This is a genomic window from uncultured Oscillibacter sp., assembly GCF_947654275.1.
GTDB lineage: Bacteria > Bacillota > Clostridia > Oscillospirales > Oscillospiraceae > Oscillibacter.
Genome location: NZ_CANTJS010000104.1, coordinates 1 through 3,275, shown reverse-complemented (window position 1 = coordinate 3,275; position 3,275 = coordinate 1). Strand labels below are relative to the sequence as shown.

Annotated in this window: 3 protein-coding genes; all 3 read left to right on the top strand. The window is 59.5% G+C overall.

Features of this window, described 5'->3' with window-relative positions; genetic code table 11:
- The coding region (locus Q0063_RS14510) for a collagen binding domain-containing protein (protein ID WP_297872667.1) at positions 1–2,039 on the top strand (2,039 nt) is incomplete at its 5' end.
- A gap of 85 nt (positions 2,040–2,124) precedes the next feature.
- Positions 2,125–2,523 (top strand): single-stranded DNA-binding protein, encoded by a 399-nt coding sequence (locus Q0063_RS14505; protein WP_297872666.1) that lies wholly within the window; start codon positions 2,125–2,127, stop codon positions 2,521–2,523.
- The coding region (locus Q0063_RS14500; protein WP_297872665.1) for a hypothetical protein at positions 2,523–3,275 on the top strand (753 nt) is incomplete at its 3' end. The genes Q0063_RS14505 and Q0063_RS14500, both read left to right, overlap by 1 nt.

The following is a 3,275-nucleotide window of genomic DNA, read 5'->3' as shown; positions in this document are numbered from 1 at the left end:
CCAAGAGTATTGAGATTAAGGGCGGCGAAGGCGGGCAGACGCTCCGTTTTGTCAACCAAAAAACCGGGTATCTTGTGATCAAGAAGCTGGATAAGCTGACTTCCGAGCCGCTGGCCGGAGTGGAGTTCAAATTGAGCTATGCCTCCGGGGAGTATGTGGACGACAATTTTGGGCATCTGTCCTCCCTGGGGCTTTTTAAAACGGACGCCAATGGTGAAATTCGGGTCCCCGTCGTCGGCACGGTGGTGGTCGAGGAAATCAAAACGCTGCCCAATTACACCATTGACCCCGGAACCAAACGGCAGGTGGTCACGGTCAATCCGGCGGACACGCAGACCTTGACGGTCTACAACACCCCCGACACGAATTTAACGATCCAAAAGTACATTGAGGACCCGAACGCCAAAGGAACCGGCACCGAGCCGCTGGCTGGCGTTACGTTTCTGATCTGCGACAGCGGCGGGACGCCGCTGGGACCCAATAACGGCGAGTTTGTGACGGACCAGTACGGGCAGATTCGGTTAAGCGTGGCTCCCGGAACTACCGTCACCGCCAAAGAAATCAAGACCGCCAGCAATGAATTTGTGCTGGATTCCACGCCGCAGAGCATCCTCATCAAAGAGGGCAGCGAGGGTCAGCAGCTCACCTTTTATAACAAGCGCGTTGGCGGTTTGGAGCTGATTAAGGTCAGTGCATCCGATGAAACCAAGCGCATTCCCAACACCACCTTTGAGATTCGGAAGATGGATGGAGCCTTGGTTGAGACGGTCACCACGGATTCCACGGGCCGGGTACATGTCGATCTGGACGCTGGTGACTTCTATGCCGTCGAGATCAAGGCCGGGGAGGGTTTCAAGCTGGATTCCACACCCCACTATTTTTCCATCCAGGACAACAAATGTACCACTTTGACGGTGACCAATAAAGCCTTCTCCGGCATTTTGATTCACAAGGTCGATTCCATCACCAAGAAGGGAATCTACGGGGTTTCCTTCCTGCTCTACGACAGCACGAATACCCCCGTGGGCCAGTACACCTCTGATAATCAGGGATATGTGTACATCGAGAACATCACCACGGCGGGCCGCTTCTACCTGCGGGAGCTGGAGAACGAGGGCTACATCACGGACACCCAAATGAAAACCGTCTATGTGAAGCCCGGCGAAACGACGCTCATCGAGTGGGAAAACACGCCCATCTCCGGCCAAATCCAGATCACAAAGAAATCCGCCGACTACAATTCCACCAACGGCCTCCCCGCCGGAACGCTGCTGGAGGGCGCGGTCTTTGAAATCTACGACAAGGCCAACAACCTCGTGGACACCATCCGAAGCGATGGCCGCGGGCTGGCCGTTTCCCGTCAGGTCCCCTTGGGACGCTATACCATCCGGGAGGTCAAGGCACCCGCCAATTACGGCGTGAACGAAACGCCCCTGACGGCATACCTGGAGCACGAGGGCCAGATCGTCCGCTTCGAGGTGACGAACAAGAGTATGTCCACCGGCGTGTCCATCACCAAGACAGGCCCTGCCGAGGTCATGGCGGGCCAGCCCGTGCGCTATGTCTTCTCCAACATCGCCAACAGCTCCAACGTGCGCCTCGACAATTTCTATTGGCGGGACACCCTGCCTGCTGAGGTGAGACTGGAGAAGATCGTCACAGGCACCTACAACTTCCCCGGCGTTTACAAGATCACCTATCGGGTAAACGGCGGAGAGCCTCAGACCCTGGCGGACAACCTCTCCACCCAGAAGAACTACACCCTGGCCGCCTCCGCCACGGCTCTGGGCCTCGCCAGCAACGAGCGGGTCACGGAAATCATGTTCGTTTTTGGGCAGGTCCCCGGCGGCTTCGCCCAGGTGGAGAAGCCCATGATCCACTGCAAGGCCGTGTCCAGCATCGCCGCCGGGTCCTTCGTGAACAAGGCGGATGTGGGCGGCACCTACCAAGGAGTATGGGTCCAGGCGGTCAGCCGCTGGGTGACCACCGTTTACGGAAAGAAGCCCTCCGTGCCCAAGCTGCCCCGCACCGGCTACTAATTCCTTTTCCCCAGGCGGTCCGCTTCCCGGCGGGCCGCCTGGAGTCCCTACATTTCTATTATATCATCAAAAAAGGAGACTGTCTATGCTGAAAATTGCCGCAACCGGAAACCTGACCAACGACGTGGAGCTGAGGACCCAGGAGGACGGCAGGCCCTACGCCATCCTGCGGATTGCCTCGGACCGGCGCTACCGGGCCAAGGACGGAACCCGCCTCACCGATTTTATCTCCATCAAGGTCCGCGGCCCCCTGGCGGAGCGCTGCGCCGCCTTCGCCTATAAGGGCTGCAAGCTGGCCGCCGTCGGGGACTTCGAGACTGTTGTGCCCTCCGAGGACCCCGCCCGCCAGCCCGGCTTCCTCATCAAGGCCAGCGATGTGGAAGTCCTCTCCCCCAGGAAGGCGCGGGAGGCCGCCGGGGCCATTGACGCCGCCAGAGCAAACCAGGAGGCCGCCGGGATGCCTGAGAGCGAAGCCATCGCGTAATGCGGAACACCGGAACCGAGTACGGCAGCGCGGACCGGACTCCGGTTGTGCTGCCGGAACTGGCGGAACTGCTCCCCCCTCTCACGGGGGAGCAGCTGGCCGCCCTGGAGGCGGACCTGCTGAAAAACGGCTGTTATTCGCCTGTCATTGTCAACGAGGATATGGTCATCATCGACGGACATAACCGCCAGAGGCTGTGCGAGGAGCACGGGATTCCGTATAAAATGGCGGTATTCTCGTTTGAGGACCTGCTGGAGGCGAAACGCTGGGCCATTGAGAACCAGCGGGGCCGCCGCAATCTGGAGAAGTGGGAGCTTGGTAAGATCGCCTTGAAGCTGAGGCCGGATATTGAGGCCAAGGCCAGGGCCAATCAGGCTGCGGCCGGAGGAGACAAATCTGGAGAGGGAGCGCTTTTGACAACATTGTCAGAAGCGCTCCCTCCTGTCAGCACGAGGAAGGAACTGGCTGAGTCGGTTGGCATTGGCGAGGTCACCATGGGTAAGGTCATGCAGATTGATGAGCACGCCCCATCCGCCGTGAAGGAGGCCCTGGACAGCGGAGACCTGTCCGTAAACCAGGGCTACAACATCACCCGGCAGGTCCAGGAGCTGCCGGAGGAGGAACGGGAGGAGGCCGCCTCCCAGGCGGTGGAGCTTCTAAAGGCAAAAAAGGAGGTCCAGGCCATCGACGCCGAGGCGGACCGCCGGGGCAAGATCGCTTCTCTCTTCTGTAAAGCCTTTGAGCGGGCCGTG